Source organism: Arthrobacter koreensis, assembly GCF_035792275.1.
In the GTDB taxonomy this organism is placed as follows: Bacteria; Actinomycetota; Actinomycetes; order Actinomycetales; family Micrococcaceae; genus Arthrobacter_B; species Arthrobacter_B koreensis_A.
The window spans coordinates 91227-106730 of the sequence record NZ_JAMWKK010000015.1; the positions used below are offsets into that span (position 1 = coordinate 91227).

The 15504-nt window shown below is 67.0% G+C and carries 20 protein-coding genes; all 20 read left to right on the top strand.

Going from position 1 to position 15504, the window contains the following annotated elements; all coding sequences use genetic code 11:
- Positions 1 to 150: 150 nt before the first annotated feature.
- On the top strand, positions 151 to 495 hold the full coding sequence (gene flgB, locus NGB94_RS14495) for a flagellar basal body rod protein FlgB (RefSeq protein ID WP_325791390.1): 345 nt from the start codon (positions 151 to 153) through the stop codon (positions 493 to 495).
- Complete coding sequence (locus tag NGB94_RS14500) at positions 495 to 887, top strand: flagellar basal body rod protein FlgC (protein WP_325791392.1); 393 nt, start codon at positions 495 to 497, stop codon at positions 885 to 887. Before flgB ends, NGB94_RS14500 begins: the two co-directional genes overlap by 1 nt.
- Positions 887 to 1195 carry a flagellar hook-basal body complex protein FliE gene (gene fliE, locus NGB94_RS14505; protein WP_325791393.1) on the top strand — a complete coding sequence of 103 codons (309 nt, stop codon included), beginning with the start codon at positions 887 to 889 and terminating at the stop codon, positions 1193 to 1195. The genes NGB94_RS14500 and fliE overlap by 1 nt, the downstream gene beginning before the upstream one ends.
- Entirely contained in the window at positions 1195 to 2805 is a 1611-nt protein-coding gene (gene fliF / locus NGB94_RS14510; RefSeq protein ID WP_325791394.1) for a flagellar basal-body MS-ring/collar protein FliF, read from the top strand. The genes fliE and fliF overlap by 1 nt, the downstream gene beginning before the upstream one ends.
- Positions 2802 to 3926, top strand: a complete 1125-nt coding sequence (gene fliG / locus NGB94_RS14515) for a flagellar motor switch protein FliG (RefSeq protein WP_418910657.1) — start codon at positions 2802 to 2804, stop codon at positions 3924 to 3926. Before fliF ends, fliG begins: the two co-directional genes overlap by 4 nt.
- Complete coding sequence (locus tag NGB94_RS14520; protein ID WP_325791395.1) at positions 3916 to 4533, top strand: FliH/SctL family protein; 618 nt, start codon at positions 3916 to 3918, stop codon at positions 4531 to 4533. The genes fliG and NGB94_RS14520 overlap by 11 nt, the downstream gene beginning before the upstream one ends.
- On the top strand, positions 4530 to 5951 hold the full coding sequence (locus NGB94_RS14525) for a FliI/YscN family ATPase (RefSeq protein ID WP_325791396.1): 1422 nt from the start codon (positions 4530 to 4532) through the stop codon (positions 5949 to 5951). The genes NGB94_RS14520 and NGB94_RS14525 overlap by 4 nt, the downstream gene beginning before the upstream one ends.
- 2 nt (positions 5952 to 5953) lie before the next feature.
- On the top strand, positions 5954 to 6388 hold the full coding sequence (locus NGB94_RS14530; protein WP_325791397.1) for a flagellar FliJ family protein: 435 nt from the start codon (positions 5954 to 5956) through the stop codon (positions 6386 to 6388).
- Positions 6385 to 7044, top strand: a complete 660-nt coding sequence (locus NGB94_RS14535; protein ID WP_325791398.1) for a C40 family peptidase — start codon at positions 6385 to 6387, stop codon at positions 7042 to 7044. The genes NGB94_RS14530 and NGB94_RS14535 overlap by 4 nt, the downstream gene beginning before the upstream one ends.
- Positions 7041 to 8348: a flagellar hook-length control protein FliK gene (locus tag NGB94_RS14540; RefSeq protein ID WP_325791399.1), complete on the top strand. Its 1308-nt coding sequence runs from the start codon at positions 7041 to 7043 to the stop codon at positions 8346 to 8348. The genes NGB94_RS14535 and NGB94_RS14540 overlap by 4 nt, the downstream gene beginning before the upstream one ends.
- Before the next feature lie 15 nt (positions 8349 to 8363).
- Entirely contained in the window at positions 8364 to 8834 is a 471-nt protein-coding gene (locus tag NGB94_RS14545) for a flagellar hook assembly protein FlgD (protein ID WP_325791400.1), read from the top strand.
- Between the two features lie 78 nt (positions 8835 to 8912).
- On the top strand, positions 8913 to 10076 hold the full coding sequence (locus NGB94_RS14550) for a flagellar hook protein FlgE (protein WP_325791401.1): 1164 nt from the start codon (positions 8913 to 8915) through the stop codon (positions 10074 to 10076).
- Between the two features lie 198 nt (positions 10077 to 10274).
- Entirely contained in the window at positions 10275 to 10586 is a 312-nt protein-coding gene (locus tag NGB94_RS14555; protein ID WP_325791402.1) for a flagellar FlbD family protein, read from the top strand.
- Positions 10586 to 11371, top strand: a complete 786-nt coding sequence (locus NGB94_RS14560) for a motility protein A (protein ID WP_325791403.1) — start codon at positions 10586 to 10588, stop codon at positions 11369 to 11371. Before NGB94_RS14555 ends, NGB94_RS14560 begins: the two co-directional genes overlap by 1 nt.
- Positions 11368 to 12249, top strand: a complete 882-nt coding sequence (locus NGB94_RS14565; RefSeq protein ID WP_325791404.1) for a flagellar motor protein MotB — start codon at positions 11368 to 11370, stop codon at positions 12247 to 12249. Before NGB94_RS14560 ends, NGB94_RS14565 begins: the two co-directional genes overlap by 4 nt.
- 32 nt (positions 12250 to 12281) lie before the next feature.
- On the top strand, positions 12282 to 13187 hold the full coding sequence (locus NGB94_RS14570) for a flagellar motor switch protein FliM (protein ID WP_325791405.1): 906 nt from the start codon (positions 12282 to 12284) through the stop codon (positions 13185 to 13187).
- Positions 13187 to 13885 (top strand): flagellar motor switch protein FliN, encoded by a 699-nt coding sequence (gene fliN / locus NGB94_RS14575; protein ID WP_325791406.1) that lies wholly within the window; start codon positions 13187 to 13189, stop codon positions 13883 to 13885. Before NGB94_RS14570 ends, fliN begins: the two co-directional genes overlap by 1 nt.
- Positions 13886 to 14344, top strand: coding sequence for a flagellar biosynthetic protein FliO (locus NGB94_RS14580; protein ID WP_325791407.1), 459 nt, complete (start codon positions 13886 to 13888; stop codon positions 14342 to 14344).
- A complete protein-coding gene (gene fliP, locus NGB94_RS14585) occupies positions 14344 to 15228 on the top strand; it encodes a flagellar type III secretion system pore protein FliP (RefSeq protein WP_418910658.1) in 885 nt (294 codons plus the stop codon). The genes NGB94_RS14580 and fliP overlap by 1 nt, the downstream gene beginning before the upstream one ends.
- Positions 15228 to 15503, top strand: a complete 276-nt coding sequence (gene fliQ / locus NGB94_RS14590; RefSeq protein ID WP_325791408.1) for a flagellar biosynthesis protein FliQ — start codon at positions 15228 to 15230, stop codon at positions 15501 to 15503. Before fliP ends, fliQ begins: the two co-directional genes overlap by 1 nt.
- The last annotated feature ends 1 nt before the right edge of the window (position 15504 follow it).

Here is a 15504-nt window from a genome sequence, read left to right on the forward strand (position 1 = left end):
TACTTGGATGCCCACGATGAATTACCTAGAACAACGGCGAAAGTACTTACACGCGCCGGGGACCCGCCGATAACCAACAGTGAGCATGGATAGCTCACGCAACAGGCCACGGATCGGCCGCTCTGTTCCCCCATAAGAAGCGGGTTTCCTGTGTTCGACTCCGTGTCCTCGGTGGCGCTGCAAAGCGCGCTCAATGGCCTGGCCCTGCGCCAGCGCACCATTGCCAACAACATCGCCAACGTGAACACTCCCGGCTACCATGCCCAGCGCGTGAGCTTCGAAGACGCCCTCGCCAAGTCGGTCAAGGCCGGCAACAAGGCCTTCACCGCCGCGAGCACTGCCCGGTCCCTTGAGCCCACCCGCCTGGACGGCTCCAACGTCAACCTGGACACCGAAACCCTGTCCAACATCGACACCGTCCTGCGCTTCCAGTTCGCTTCCCAGGCCGTTGGCGGAGAAGCGAACTCCCTCCGCACTGCCATGAGGACCCAGTAATGACATTTGATGCAATCGGCATTGCCGGTACCTCCCTGACCGTCCACCGCAAGTGGCTGGACGCTGTCTCGGACAACCTCGCCAACATGAACAACGCCTCCTCCACAGACGGCGCCGCTTTCCAGGCCCGCTACGTGGTTGCCCAGGAAGGCGCCGCCAACACCGGCGTGTACGTCTCGGGTGTTGAATACGGCGACGCCGAGGGACGGATGGTCCATGAACCCAACCATCCCCTGGCGGATGAAGACGGATACGTCCGTTACCCGGACATTGACATGGCCGAGCAGATGAGTGCCCTGATCATGGCGCAGCGCGGCTACGAGGCGAATGCCGCCGTCGTTGACCGAGCCAAGGCCACCTACGAAGCCGCCCTCCAGATTGGACGCTCCTGATGCCCGTACCCGCCATCGGCGCTGTTGCCGGTACCCTGCCAACCACCTACGTGGAGAACGCCGCTCCGGCCGTCCCGGCCACGGACGGCTCAGGCTTCGCGACCCAGCTCGCCGGCGCAGTCGACAACGCGCAGCAGCTCTCTTCAGCGTCCAAGGAACTGGCCGTCAAGGCCGTCACCGGAGACCTGGATGACGTCCACGCGGCCACCATTGCGTCCACCCGTGCGTCCGTGACGCTGGAACTGGTCGCCGCCGTGCGCAACAAGAGCGTTGACGCCTTCAACGAGATCATGCGGATGCAGGCCTAATGACACAGGTGAACGCGGCATTTGGCCGTTTGGGAAAAACCATCAGCCAGTTCACCCTGGCGCAGAAGACCCTTGCGCTGATTGGTATCGCTGTCCTGGCGCTGGGCATTTTCGCCCTGGCCAGCTGGGCCGCCAAGCCCTCCTACTCGCCGCTTTTTTCCGGCCTCCAGCCCTCCGACGCCAACACCATCGTGGAGCAGCTGCAGGCCGACGGCGTCCCCTATGAAATCGCCAACGGCGGCGGCACCATCATGGTGCCGGAGCAGAACGTGTACGACCAGCGGCTGAAGGCCGCCGGTGCCGGGCTGCCCGCATCTTCCACTGGCGGCTACTCGCTGCTCGACAACATGGGCGTGACTTCCTCCGAATTCCAGCAGTCGGTGACCTACAAGCGGGCACTGGAAGGCGAACTGGCCAAGACGATCGGCGCGCTGAAGGGCGTCAAGACCGCCTCCGTTCAGCTGGCGCTGCCGGAAGAGACTGTTTTCGTTTCGGAGAAGGTGGATCCCACCGCATCCGTCTTCATCGACACCGAAAGCGGAGTCAGCCTGTCCGGCGACCAGGTCCAGGCGATCGTGCACCTGACCTCCGCCGCCATCGACGGCATGAAGGCCACCAACGTGGCCGTCATCGACTCCGCCGGTACGGTGCTCTCCGCCGTGGGCGTCGGCGCCACCGGTTCCGCAGACAAGCAGGCCACGGACTACGAAGAGCGGGTCGCCGCGTCCGTGCAGACCATGCTGGACAAGGTAGTGGGCCCGGGCAACGCCACCGTCGCCGTCGCCGCGGACATGAGCTACGAATCCGCCAACCGGGTGGAAGAGACCTTCACCAACCCGGACGGGACCCCGGCGCTGAACGAAGCCACCACCACCGAGGAATACACCGGCGGCGCCAACGGCAACACTGCAGCCGGCATCCTCGGGCCGGACAACATTGCCGTGCCCAACGGCGGCGAAGACGACGGCGCCTACACCTCCGAATCCACCACCAAGAACAACGCGGTGAACAAGGTGACCGAAACCCGGGAAATCCCGGCCGGTGCACTGAACCGGCAGACTGTCTCGGTGGCCCTGAACTCCGCCACGGCCGCGGGCATGAACGTCGCGGACATCCGGGCGCTGGTCTCCAACGCTGCCGGTATCGATGCGGCGCGCGGTGACCAGCTCACTGTTGAGATGGTGGCCTTCAACGCCGCCGGTGCCGAAGCAGCCCAGGAAGCGCTGGCAGCGGCTGAGGCGGCAGAGGAAGCCGAACGCCGCGCCGAACTGGTCCGCATGGGCATCCTGGCGGCCGGCATCGTGCTGGCCGTGATCCTGGCGCTGGTGGCCTACGCCATCCGTTCCCGCCGCCAGAACCGTGAAGCCGTTGACATTGGCATCCTGCCGGAGCTGGACCCGCTGGCACCGCCTGCCGGGCTGGCCATGATCGGCCAGGACCAGGGCCGTGCCGCCCTGGAGCCGCCCGTGGACACCGCTTCGCTGCGGATCGTGGCAAACGCTGCGGACTCCGAGCGCAAGCTGGAGGAACTTGACCACCTGGCACTGCAGGATCCGGTCCGCACCGCGGACTATCTGCGCAACTTCATGGATGAGGGGCAGCGGGTATGAGTGAACAGAGTTCCGGAACAGCAGTGGCCACAATGACGGCGCCCGACGCCGATGCACAGGACGCGCCCACCGCGGCAGTTCCCGCGGTCCGCGCCCCTGTGCCCGCGCCGGTGCTGCCGAAACTGACCGGCATGCAGAAAGCCGCCGTCATCCTGATGCAGCTTGAGACCTCGCGCGCAGCAACCGTCCTGCAGCAGTTCACCGAAGCGGAGGCGCAGGAACTGGCCGCGGAAATCGTGAACCTCCGCCGCGTCGACGTTGCCTCGGTCGAAGCTGTCATCAACGAGTTCTACGACATGACCGTCGACGGACGGCGCCGCGCCCACGGCGGACGCGACGTCGCCATGGGCCTGCTCGAAGCATCCTTCGGTACTGAACGCGCATCCGGAGTGATGGACCGGCTGGCATCGTCGATGGCCGGCAAGTCCTTCGAATTCCTGGAACGGGCTGAACCCCAGCAGGTGGTGAGCCTGCTGGAGAACGAACTGCCGCAGACCATCGCCCTGGTGCTGGCCCATATGCGCCCGCAGCGGGCCTCGGCCGTGATCGGCGGGTTCCCGGACCAGCTGCGCACGGACATCGCCCAGTGCATCGCCAACATGTCCCGGGCCACCCCCGAGGCGATCCGCATTGTGGCGGAGACGCTGAAGGCCCGCGCCACCGCCGTCGGCGCTGCCCGTGAAGCGGCAGACCAGATTGGCGGCATCCAGCCGCTGGTGGACATCATCAACCGCGCCGACGCCGCCACCGAGCGTGCCATCCTCGAGGCCCTGGATGCCCGGGACCCGGACCTGGCAGAAGAAGTCCGGTCGCGCATGCTTACCTTCGCCGACCTCACCAAGCTCGAACGCCGCGACGTGCAGCTGGTGCTGCGCGGAATCGACGTCGCCGTCCTGGCCCTGGCGATGAAGGGCGCCAGCGAAACTGTCCTGGAAACCGTGCGGACCAACGTCTCCGAACGCAACCGCGAAATCCTGGACGACGAGATCGCAGCCTCGGGTCCCGCCCGCCTGTCCCAGGTGGAAGAGGCCCGCGCCACCATCGTGCGGGCGATCCGCGACCTGGAAGCCCAGGGCGCGATCACCATCCACCACGCGGACGAGGAAGAGTATGTCTACTGAGTCCCCTGAGCGTACGTTCTCACGCATGGCCTACCCCGCGCTGGGCGGCTACGACGCAGAGCGTGCCGCGGAACGGGGACGGGCACAGGGCCACGCGGCCGGCTATGCGGCCGGGCTGCATGCCGCTGCCGCCGAGACGGCGCGCCTGCGGCAGGAACTCAAAACCCGGTTCGACGCCGAAACCGCCGCGCTGCGTGCCCGCGCCGACCACGCGCTGGCCCTGCTGAACGCAGCCGAGCAGAGCGTGGCGCAGCAGACCGTGCCGGTCATCGCCGAAGTCCAGGACTCGCTGGCTGCCGCCGCGCTGGAACTGGCAGAGGCGCTCCTTGGGCGCGAGCTGGCCAACGGCGAGACGTCCTCCCGCGCAGCCCTTGACCGCGCCCTCTCCGGCGTCGACGTGCGGCTGGTCCAGCAGGTACGGATGCACCCCGCAGACCTCGCCGTCCTGGGGGACGACGTGCTGAACCAGGCCGGCGTCGTGTTCACTGCCGATCCGTCGCTGAAGCGCGGCGATGCGGTTACCGAATTCCCCGACGGCTTCCTTGACGCCACACTGGGCACGGCCCTTTCCCGGGCCAGGGCAGCGCTGCTGGGAGATACGGCATGACGCTCACCGCGAATCCGCGCACCGCATCCCCGGAAGGTGCCGACCCCGCCCCGCTGCCGTCCCGCAGGGAACGCCGCCGTACCCAGGTGTCCAGGCCCGCCCTGTGGCGGCCCAGGGGGGAGGCCTTCGGCCACGCACTGGCCGCCGCCCGGCCCCAGCGGGTCGGAAAAGTCTCCACCGTCGTCGGGCTGAGCGTTGAAGTGACCGGCCTGGACTGTGCCGTCGGAGACCTGGTTGCCCTGGGTGCCCCGGGTGCTGAAGTGGACGCCGAAGTTGTCGCCGCGACCCGTGACGGTGTGCGCTGCATGCCTTTTGGCCGCCTCGCAGGCCTCACCGCCGGCAGCCCGGCCCGGTCCAAGGGCATGCCGCTTCGCGTGCCCACCGGAAACGGCCTGTTCGGCCGGGTCCTGGACGGTCTGGGCCGCCCGATCGACGGCAAGGGCCCGCTCCAGGTGGAGCAGTTCGTTCCGCTGGACCATGACACGCCCCCGGCCATGCAGCGCTCCCGGATCACCGAACCGCTGCAGCTTGGTGTCCGCGTCCTGGACACGCTGACCACTGTTGGCAAGGGCCAGCGCATGGGCCTGTTCGCCGGTTCCGGAGTGGGCAAGTCTTCCCTGCTTTCAATGATTGCCCGCGGCACTGACGCCGAAGTCTCCGTGATTGCCCTGGTGGGGGAGCGCGGCCGCGAAGTCCGCGAGTTCCTCGAGGACGACCTTGGCGAGGAAGGGCTGGCCCGCTCCATCGTGGTCGTCTCCACCTCCGACGAACCCGCCCTGATGCGCCTGCGCGCAGCGTTCGTGGCCACCCGCATCGCCGAGTCCTTCCGTGACCGCGGCGCAGACGTGATGCTCATGATGGATTCCCTGACCCGAGTGGCGATGGCCCAGCGCGAGATCGGACTGTCCGTCGGGGAGCCCCCGGCGACGCGCGGCTACCCGCCGTCGACGTTCTCCCTGCTGGCCCAGCTGCTGGAACGCGCCGGAACAGACAAGGCCGGTTCGGTCACCGGCATGTACACCGTCCTGGTGGACGGCGATGACCACAACGAGCCCATCGCGGACTCGGCCCGCTCCATCCTGGACGGCCACGTGGTGCTGGACCGCAAACTCGCGGTGGCGGGACACTTCCCCTCCGTCGATGCGCTTGGCTCGATTTCCCGCGTGGCCTCCCGGGTTAACCCGAAGGACCGCAGCCAGGCCGCTTCCAGCCTGCGCCGGGTCCTGGCGGCCCGCCGTTCCGCGCAGGACCTGATCGACGTCGGCGCCTACCAGCGCGGGACCAACCCGCTGGTGGACGCGGCCGTGGACCACGAGGACACCATCAACGCGTTCCTGCAGCAGCGGATGGATGAGCAGACGCCGGCAGACAGTGCCTGGGACCAGCTGCAGCGGCTCACCATGAATCTGGGGGTTTAGATATGGGACGGGAATTCCCGCTCGCGGGACTGCTGAGGCTGCGCCGCCTGCAGCAGGACAGCGCGGCAGGCACGCTGGCAGCAGCGAACGCCGAACTTCACCGCACCGCCGAGGCACGCAAGGAGGCCTACGGCTCGCTGGCCGAGACACCGCTGGAGGCAGCTGACGCCGCGACCCTGAACGCCATCGCGGCGGCACGGGCCTCCTCCCGCAGCATGCTGGCGGATCTGCTGGCAGCAGAGGAGCTGAAAGGGGCCGCAGTGAACACGGCCCAGGCGGAGTTCCAGGCCGCCCGCGCACGATCCGTGGGGCTGGAGAAGCTGGAGACCAAGCATTCCGACGCCGTCGCGGTGGAGGACCTGCGCACCGAACAGAACATCCTGGATGAACTTGCCGGCACAGCCTGGCACCGCCGGCAGAAAGAAGCTTCCAAATGAGCATGACCGACGCGATTGGCCGGATCCAGGAAATCCGTTCCACGATCGACGCCCTTACCGGGACCACCGCCGCCAAGGCTGCAGGAAGCGCTTCAGGCGCCCCGGCCGCCGCCACCGGCGGAGGTGACTTCGCAGCCACGCTGTCCGCGCTGACCGGCTCCACCTCCGGCCTGCCGGGCGGCGCAACCAACGAAGCCCTGATGGGATCCGTTGAGAAATACCTTGGCCTTCCCTACATCTGGGGCGGCAACGACCCCGCCGTCGGGCTTGACTGCTCCTCCTTCGTGCAGAACGTCTTCAAGGACCTCGGGTACACCCTTCCCCGGGTGACCTGGGACCAGATGAATGCCGGAACCAAAGTGGACTCCCTTGCACAGGCGCAGGCCGGTGACCTGCTGTTCACGCACGACGGCGGACACGTCTCCATCTACCTGGGCAACGGCAAGGCAGTGGACGCCCCGCAGCCGGGCCAGACCATCCAGATCCGCGATGCCTGGGAGACTGACGCCAACATCACCACGATCCGCCGCATCCTTCCGGCCGAGAGCACGGCCTCGACCCCGGGGACCGCCTCGCCGGCTGCCGCTGCCGCGATCTCTGACATGGTCGCCTCAGCGCGTGCCATGCAGGCTTCCCTGATGGGAGCCGGCGCATGAGCATACCCGCAGCATTCCTGACGGCCCGGCCGGCACCTGCATCCTCCGCCAGCACGTCCACCGCAGGCACGTCCTCCGCCGGCACGGACGGAGGCGCCGGATTCGGAACAGCACTCGAGGCAGCTGCCGAGGCACTGCCCGGAACCCGCGAGCAGTCCGCCGGAGCCGCAGACCCGGCCCCGGGTGACGGTTCCGGTGCCGGCGACGGCGCCGCCGCCACGTCCACCGAGGCCGCAGTCACTGCTGGTCTGCCCTTCGCCGCTGCTCCCGTGCCGGAAGGACTCGTCCTCCCTGCCGGGCTGGAACTGCAGCCTCCGGTGCAGCCGGCAGGAACGGACGCTCCTCCTGCCGAAACGGCGGTTGCGCATGAGGGATCAGCTGATGCTGACCTGCCGGTTACCGAAAACCGGCTGCCCGGCACTGCCGGGGCGGCAACAGCATCCCTCGGTGATACGGCAGCAGCTCCGGTCATCGCCGCTGCACCCGCAACGGCGGCTGCCGCGGCAGCCGCGGTTCAGGCCGCGGCTGCGGGCAGCGCTGAAGGGACTTCCCTTCCGGCTGATGTTCCGGTGGAACGTGCCGGACAGGCACCAGTGGCCACGAGCGCCGTGAACGCTCCTGCCGTGCCCGCTGAACCCGCCGCAGGTGCTGCTCGCGCAGACCAGGTTCCGGCGGCAGCCTCCACCCCGGTGCCCGGCCCCGGGACGGGGAACCAGCCCACGCCTGCCGTAACGGAGGCAGGAGCCGACGCCGTCGCCGAGCCGGGCAAGGCCGGTCCTCCGCCCGCGCAGCCCGCCGCCCCGGCGATGCCCGCGCCGGCTGTGTCCATGCCCCCTGCCCAGGTGGCCGCGCCCGCACCGGTCCAGGCACCCGCTCCGGCTCAGCCTGCCCCCTTCCTCACGCAGGTCAGCCAGCCGCTGTTCAGCCTCAGTACCGCCTCTGCCGGCGAGCACGTGATGACACTGAGCGTCACGCCGGAAAACCTCGGACCGGTCACCGTCCGGGCGCACGTCAGCGCGGAGGGCATCCGGGTAGAGCTCTTCGCACCCAATGACGCGGGCCGGGAAGCGCTTCGCACCATCCTCACCGACCTCCGCCGCGACCTGTCCGGAGCAGGAATGAACACTTCGCTGTCCCTCTCGTCGCAGGACCAGCCAGGTTCCGGAACCGGAGAACGCGGGGAACCGCAGGGCGGCAGTGCGTCCCGCGCCGGCACCGATTCCGACGCCGGCCCGGTTCCGGTCCAGCAGATCTTCCGGTCCGTGCAACACGGTCCGCACACCACCCTCGACATCCTGGCCTGAGAAGGAGAACCACCCATGCCGGTAGAAGCAGTAGCACCAGCCAGCGGGGCCACCGCCACGCAGCCCGTGCGCGCACCCAAACAGGTCATGGACAGCGAACTGTTCCTGACCCTGCTGGTCACCCAGCTGCGCAACCAGGACCCCAGCTCGCCCATGGACACCAACGAGATGATCGGCCAGACCACCCAGCTGGCCACCATGGAACAGCTGACCAACATGGCCACCATGAGCGAGGAGAACTTCTCCCTGCAGATGCGCATGGCCGCAGCAGGACTGATCGGTCAGACGGTCACGTACACCAATGAAACCGGCGAATCCGTAACGGGTACCGCCAAATCGGTTTCGTATCTCTACGGAGTGCCGACAGTGAGCGTTGACGGTGTGGACGTCCTCCTGGACGCGATCTCCGGAGTAGTGGCTCCAGGCGTTCCGGCACCCGCCCCCGGCGCGGGCGCCGGATCCGGCAACCCGGGCACGACGGCGTAACCCGGCTGCTGCCGCCCTGCACTCCCGGTCCATCAGGTTTTACAAGCTTCCAGACCCATCAGCTGAAAGGCGTATCAAATGCTCCGCTCCCTGTACTCCGGAATCTCCGGACTCCGTTCCCACCAGACCATGCTGGATGTCACCGGCAACAACATCGCCAACGTCAACACCACCGGTTACAAGGCGACCGCCGTACAGTTCCAGGACACGCTGTCCCAGCTGACCCAGGGTGCCACGGCTCCCGGTGCCAACAACGGCGGCGGAAACCCGGCCCAGGTTGGCCTTGGCGTGCTGGTCTCCGGCATCACCACCAACTTCTCCCAGGGTTCGGCGCAGTCCACCGGCCGCGCCACGGACATGATGATTTCCGGTGACGGCTACTTCGTGACGAAGCAGGGCACCCAGACCACCTACACCCGCGCCGGTGCCTTCGACCTCGACGCCGAGGGCCGCCTGGTCACAACGGACGGCAAGATTGTCCAGGGCTGGACCGGCGTCAACGGCGTCATCAACACCGGCGGTGCCGTGGGCAACGTGCAGCTGCCCGACGGTGCGATCGCCCCGGCTGTTGCCACCTCCCAGGCCACGGTTGGCGGCAACCTGCCGTCCGAGACGGCCGTTGGCGGCTCCTTTGTCCGCGACATGGACGTCTACGACGCCAACGGCGTCGCGACGGTCGTTCCGCTGACCTTCACCCGCACCGCTGGCGGCTGGACCGCTTCCGCAGGAGGCGCATCGGTCGACCTCGCTTTCGCGAACGGCATCCAGGACGCAGCCAATGCCGACACCCTGACCGTGAACGGTGTTCAGGTGAACCTGACCGGCCTGACCAGCTACGCCGGAGTCAGCACCGCCTCGGTGACCGGACAGAACGGCCGCGCCGCCGGAACCCTGGAGTCTTTCTCCATCTCCAAGGACGGCACCATCATCGGTTCCTTCACTAACGGTGCCAAGCAGTCCCTGGCCCGCATCGCCGTCGCTACCTTCACCAACCCGGCGGGCCTGGAGAAGGCCGGCAACTCCGGCTACACCGCTACCGTGAACTCCGGCAACCCCGTCCTGGGCGGCCCGGGCGATCCCGGCATGGGCAACGCCATTGCCGGATCGCTGGAAATGTCCAACGTGGACCTCTCGCAGGAATTCACCAACCTGATCGTCGCCCAGCGCGGCTTCCAGGCCAACGCCCGCATCATCACCACCTCCGACGAAGTGCTGCAGGAACTGACCAACCTCAAGCGCTAGCCCGTTCCGGACGGGTTCCGGACCGATGCTGCAGAAGGCCCCCGCACAGTGTGGGGGGGCCTTCTGCGTTGGCGCCGTCAGGGGACCCGGCGCCGCGGGAAAGGCACCCGGAGCCCGGCTTCCTTACCGATACTGCCCGTCTGCCGAAAGTAAGGGTGACGGCTTAGCCAAGCCGGACGCTGCAACCGGGACGGGCACATGATTGTTCTCACGCGACTGAACGACGCTCAGTTTGCGATCAACCCTGACCTGATTGAACGCATCCACGCCAATCCGGACACCACCCTGGTGATGGTGGACGGAGCCAAGTACATCGTCACGGAGTCCATGGACGAAGTGATTGCCCTGGTGGCCCAGTTCCGGGCCCGGGTGATCTCCATGGCACGGGACATCCCGCAGATACCGCTGCGGCCGGGAACCGGACTTGGACTGGTTCCCGATGCGGGCGCCGGGGGGACGCCGGCAGCGAGCAGTACCAAGACCGTGCCCCTTCGTCCGAGGAACAAATAATGGATCCGGCAACAATCATCGGCCTCGTGCTGGCCTTCGGGTCGCTGTATGCAATGATCACCCTCGAAGGCGCACATCTCAGTGCCCTGCTGCTGCCCGCCCCTATGATCCTGGTCTTCGGAGCGACGATCGCCGTCGGACTGGCCGGCGGCACGCTGAAGGACTTCATCTTCTCCTTCAAGTCCCTTCCCCGTGCCTTCATGGGCAAGAAGCCAAACCCCCAGGAAACCATCGACAACGTGGTGGCGCTGGCCGAAAAGGCCCGCTCGGAGGGCCTGCTCTCCCTGGAGCAGGACGCCGCCGAAGTCGATGATCCGTTCCTGCGCGTGGCGCTGCAGAACATTGCCGACGGCACCGACGGCGAAGAGCTGCGCGTCCTGCTCGAAGACGAGATCAACACCAAGGCCTCCAGCGACAAAATCGCCATCAAGTTCTTCAACAGCCTGGGCGGCTATGCACCCACCGTCGGCATCATCGGCACGGTCGTCTCACTGACCCACGTGCTTGAAAACCTCTCCACGCCGGCCACCCTCGGCCCCATGATTGCCACCGCCTTTGTGGCCACCCTCTGGGGACTGCTTTCCGCGAACTTCATCTGGCTGCCCATCAGCGCCCGCCTCAAGCGGCTCAGCGACCTGGAAGTCGAACAGATGACGCTGCTTATGGAGGGTGTCCTGGCCCTGCAGGCAGGCAGCCAGCCGCGCCTGCTCGGCGAGCGGCTGCGTGCCATGGTTCCGGCACATGAACTCAGCTCCCCGGCACGCGAGACCAGCGACGCGGCATGAGTGCCCCACGCCGCCGCAAGCGCCGGGACGAAGAAGAGAGCCACCCGGACGAACGCTGGATGGCGTCCTACATGGACATGGTCACCGTCCTGATGTGCATGTTCATTGTGCTCTTCGCGATGTCCACCGTGGACCAGGCCAAGTTCGAACAGCTCAAGGCATCCCTGGCCACGGGATTCGGCCAGGTGGAAACCAACACCGTCGACACGGCAAAGGGCGTGGTGGTGCCCCCTGCCATGGTCGAGAGCGAAGAAATCCTCGACCCTGACGCAGACCTCGCCATGCTGGCAGCCATGGAGGTCCAGGACCTTACGGCACTGCGCGACCGGCTGCAGGACGGCCTGGAAGACAAGGGCCTGCAGGACGACGTACGTTTCGAAATCGATGAACGCGGTCTGACAATCCGCCTGGTCAGCTCGGAAATGTTCTTCGAACCGGACCTTGCGGACCTGACCCCGGAAGCGCTGGACGTGCTGAACGTCATTGGACCCATCCTGCAGCCCACTGCCTACGACCTCTCCGTCGAAGGCCACACTGCCCAGGTTCGCCAGTACACCGATTCCGCGCTGGACTGGGAGCTGTCCTCCTCCAGGTCGGTGAACGTGCTGCGCTACCTGATGGAGCCCGGCGGTATCGACTACAGCAGGATCAAGGCAGTTGGATACGGCGAATCACGCCCCTTGACTGAGGGCACCACAGCAGCTGAGCTGGCCCAGAACCGGCGTGTGGACATCGTGGTGCTTTCAAGCCAGTCGGAGGCCGTGCGGCAGCTTATGCCCGCCGTCGTCAACGGAGAAATCACGTTCCCGGCGGAACCGGAAAAAGCCGGTGCGGAAGAGGGTCCCGAAAAGGAAGTTCTGCCCGCTTCGAACCACTAACCAAGCAGGCGCTGCGGCCGATAGTTCCCTGCGTGACGGTCCAGCAAGATGTATCCCTTGGCATGCCCCCAAAAGCCCAGCGGCAGGTTGAAGCCTATGATTTCAGGCGCCCTACTACGCTTGCCCGCGAGCATGCCCGCGTCCTGGAAATGGCGTTCGATACATTTGGCCGCCAGTGGGGTACGCAGCTGACGGCAAAGGTCCGGGTCCTCTCGCAGGTCACCTCCGAGCAGGTGCAGACCATGACGTACGACGAGTACGTCGCCACCCTTCCCGAACACACCGGCATGGTGCTTTTCTCCATGCCGAACATTTCCGCCAAAGCAGTCATCCAGTTCCCGATGGCGGCCGCCCTGTCCTGGGTCCGGCACATGCTCGGCGGTACGGGCAACGAGCCCGCTCCGGAGCGCAAGCTGACCCACATTGAGCAGGCACTGCTGAGCCGGATCATGGACGAGGCACTGGAAGACCTGCACTACGCGCTGGGCAGCCTGCTCGCCGCGCCGCTCTCGCCGTCGTCCATCCAGTACAACTCCCAGTTCGCCCAGGCTGCCGGATCCACGGTGCCCATGATCGTGGCCCGTTTCGAGATGGTGGTGGGCGACGCCGCCGCACCGGCCACCGTGGCCCTGCCCGCCGAAGCGATCCTTCCGCAGCTGGGCCCGGTGCGCCCCAACCTTTCCGACGCCACACCCGCTGAACTGGTCACTGAACAGCTGGCCAACCTGCCGGTGGACGTGTCCCTGCAGCTGAACCCCATCCGGGTGAAGCCCGGCATGGTGCTGGACCTCGCCGTGGGCGACGTCCTGAACCTTGACCACCCGCAGCACCGACCCCTGAATGTCACAGTCGACGGCCAGCCGCTGGCCCAAGCCGCGGTGGGGGCCAGCGGCTCCCGTCTGGCCGGAGTGATCGTAAGCACCGAGGAGAACATCTGATGAGCACCACCCTGGCCCAGCACGCCGAAGCCGCAGCAGCCCTGGCAGGACTGCTGCCCACCCCCACACCGCTGCAGCCGGCCCCGCACTCTTCGCTGGGCCTGCCGCTGGAACAGATGTCCCAGGCCGTGACGGCGTCCTTCGTCGGTTCCGTGTCCGCCGACCTGGCCGTGGTCCTGTTCTCCGCCGGCGCCAGCGTCTCCGATATGGCCGGCACCGACTCTCCCGCAGTGTCCACCGCTGACGTGCTCCGCCCGGCCCTGGAAGCAGCCAGCGCCACCCTCGGTGCCGGCGTGCTCGGTGATGCGCGCACCGAAGATGCCTCCGCGCTCTTCGGGCACATGGACACTTCAGTCTTCGAACTGCGGGGCCCCGAGGGCACCGCGGGCTGGTTTGCCGTACGTGTGCGCTCCGGTGAGCAGGGCAGCACCGCCGCGCAGTCCGTGGTGGGCAAGCTGGGCCGCATCAACAACGTTGAAATGGCGCTGACTGTCGAGATCGGCCGTACCCGCATGGCCGTCCGCGACGTGCTGAACCTGGAACCGGGCCGCGTCGTGGAGCTGGACCGCTCCGCAGGTGCTCCCGCCGACATCCTGCTCAACGGCCGGATGATCGCCCACGGCGAGATCGTCGTCGTCGACCAGGACTACGCCGTCCGCATCACCAAGATCCTGGACGTAGCCGAGGGCCTGGGTTAAATGGACGACTCCGCAGTCATGGCGCTGCGGGTCCTGGTATCGCTCGGTGTGGTCCTGGGGCTCCTGTGGTGGCTCCAGCGCCGCCTGATCCGCGGACGCGTTTCCTCCGGTACCGAAGCGCCCATCCGGGTCATCAGCCGGCAGGCAATCAGTCCCAAGGCATCGGTCGTTGTCCTGGAGACCGGCGGCCAGCGCTTCCTGCTCGGCGTGACCGAGGAAAACGTGAACGTGCTGCACACGTCGGAGGCCGAGCCCGCCCCTGATGCCGGCTTTGCTGCCTCCCTCCAGCATGCCGCCGCCACCACCGGCGCAGGAACGGACGACGGCGGCCTTCCGCGCCGGCGCGACACCCGCCGCGCCGGACCGGGCAGCGCCACCTCAATGCTCAACGGCTCCATCCTCTCTCCGGATACCTGGCGGCAGAGCGCAGCCTTCATCCGCCGCGGACGGACCGAGTAATGGCGGCCACTCCATTCCTTGCATCCCCTGTGCCCGTTTCCGCCGGGACAGCTGCAGGGTTCCGGCGGTTCCTGCTTGGCGCCCTGCTGGTCCTGGCCGCGACGTTCGCCCTGATGCTCGCCGGCACCGCCGCGGGCCACGCCACCACCTTCGACCCGGTGGCACCCACAGACCCGTCCGCGCCCACCCAGCCCGGCGACCCGGAGGAAACCGGCGGTTTCTCGGTGGACATCAACGGGGTTGACGGAACCCCGTCCACCGCCGTCGTCACGCTGATCGGCATCACGCTGCTCTCGGTGGCACCTGCGCTGTTGCTGATGATGACCTCCTTCACGAAGATCTTCGTGGTGCTGGCCATGACCCGCAACGCGCTCTCGCTGCCGTCCATCCCGCCGAACCAGGTGCTGGCGGGCCTGGCGCTGTTCCTTTCCCTGTTCATCATGGGACCGGTGCTGACCGAGATTAACAACCTCGCCGTCCAGCCCTACCTGGAGGGCGAATTCACCTTCACGGAAGCGCTGAATACCGGCGCCGGGCCGCTGCAGCAGTTCATGCTGGCCCATACCCGCGAAGAGGACATTGCGCTGATGACCCGTGCCGCGGGCCAGCCCAACCCGGAAAGCCCGGAGACCGTTCCGCTGCTGACACTGATTCCGGCGTTTATGATCTCGGAGCTGCGGGCAGCGTTCATTATCGGGTTCGTTATCTTCATCCCGTTCCTGGTCATCGACCTGGTGGTCTCCGCAGCGCTGATGTCCATGGGCATGATGATGCTCCCGCCCGTCATGATCTCCCTGCCGTTCAAGATCCTGCTGTTCGTGCTGGTTGACGGCTGGGGCCTGATCATCACTTCGCTGGTGAACAGCTACCAGGGCGGCGGCTGATGGATACAAGCGCTGTCCTGGACATCGGACTCCAGGGGCTGTGGGTCGCCGCGAAGCTGGCCGCGCCCGTCCTGCTGACTGCCCTGGTGGTTGGTTTTGCCATCTCCCTGCTGCAGTCCATCACACAGATCCAGGAAGTCACGCTCTCCTTCGTCCCCAAGGCGATTGCGGTGTGCATCGCCCTGCTCGTCTGCGGCCACTGGATGATCACCGAAATGATCACTTTCACCCAGCAGCTGTTCGAGAAGATCCCGTCCCTGCTCGGCGGGGGATGAC